Below are 1,289 nucleotides of genomic sequence, written 5' to 3'. Positions count from 1 at the left end.
TGCAGATGGATATCAAGATCGGCGGGGTGAGCCGCCAGGTGGTGGAATCCGCTATGGCACAGGCCAAAGAAGGCCGCATGTTCATAATGGGCAAGATGCTGGAGGCCATTTCCGAACCTAATAAGGAACTGTCCCCCTATGCCCCGCGCCTGACCAAGATGATGATCCCCACCGATAAGATCCGGGAGGTGATCGGCCCCGGCGGCAAAGTCATCCACAAAATAGTTGATGAAACCGGCTGCAAGATCGACATTGAAGACGACGGCACCTTATACATCATGGCCACCGACGGTGAAGCCGCCCAAAAGGCCAAAGCCCTGATCGAGTCCATCATCGCTGAGGTCGAAGTAGGCAAGACCTATATGGGCACCGTCAAGCGCATCATGGACTTCGGCGCTTTTGTGGAGATTATCCCCGGAGTTCTGGGCAGCCAGGGCAAAGAAGGCCTGGTGCACATCTCGCAGTTAGCCGAAGAGCGGGTCAACAAGGTGAAAGATGTGGTCGATATCGGCGATCAGATCCTGGTCAAAGTGACCGAAATCGATAAACAAGGCCGGGTCAACCTCTCCCGCAAAGCGGTGTTGAAGAGTGCGGCCAAGAACTGAGTAAAATAAAAAACACGCTACTCAAGTAAACCGAGAAATTCTCGGTTTATTTGCATTTTCTGCAGAGATTGTTTTCTAACCGCGCTGACAGGCTTAATATCATCGGGCCGATCTGGGGCATATACTTGATGGGCATAGCCGCCGGCCCAAGCGAATATGTATGGTAAGAGGACTCCGGGAGAAGGTGGTAGCGGTTGTAAAGAAATATCTTGGTTTTCTCAAAAGAAATGCCAAATCACTGGTGTTAATGGCCTTTTTTATCAGTTTTTCCTCCCTGGCTGTGTGGTTAGACGATTTAGAGCGGGATATAAACGGGGTCAAGCCCGGAGTTACCATGGGCGGCCAGCAAGTGGAGAGGCTGTTGCCGGCCGAAGTGCATCAGGTGGTGATGGAGCTGGCCATGCAGTATCACAGCTATCCGCTTGAACCCCGCATCGATAAAGCCACCGGCAAAATCATCGCTGAACAATCCGGCAATCTACTCGACGTAGTCAACTGCCAGCAGTTGATTATGAAGGCGCCGCCGGGGGCGCAGCTGGAGCTGCCCCTGCTGCCGATCAGCCCTAAACACAGCAGCCTGGAACTGGCTGCGATCTCTCAGGCAGTGGGTCATTATGAAACCTGGGTGAGCGGCAGCGTTCACCGCCATAATAATATAGCACTGGCTGCCCGGGGCATCAGCAA

At 53.3% G+C, this 1,289-nt stretch carries 1 protein-coding gene and 1 pseudogene; both read left to right on the top strand.

Translation table 11 applies throughout. The features are described 5' to 3' along the window. Positions 1 to 605, top strand: a 605-nt coding sequence (locus B3W37_RS09340) for a KH domain-containing protein (protein ID WP_483175511.1), incomplete at its 5' end; no start/stop codon positions are given. Positions 606 to 765: 160 nt separating this feature from the next. Continuing rightward, positions 766 to 1,289 (top strand): annotated as a pseudogene (locus B3W37_RS09335) (hypothetical protein); the annotation flags it as partial.

The organism is Syntrophomonas sp. UBA5494, from assembly GCF_002426325.1.
Note: the sequence above shows the minus strand (reverse complement) of the source record. Positions and strands in the feature narration are given on the sequence as shown.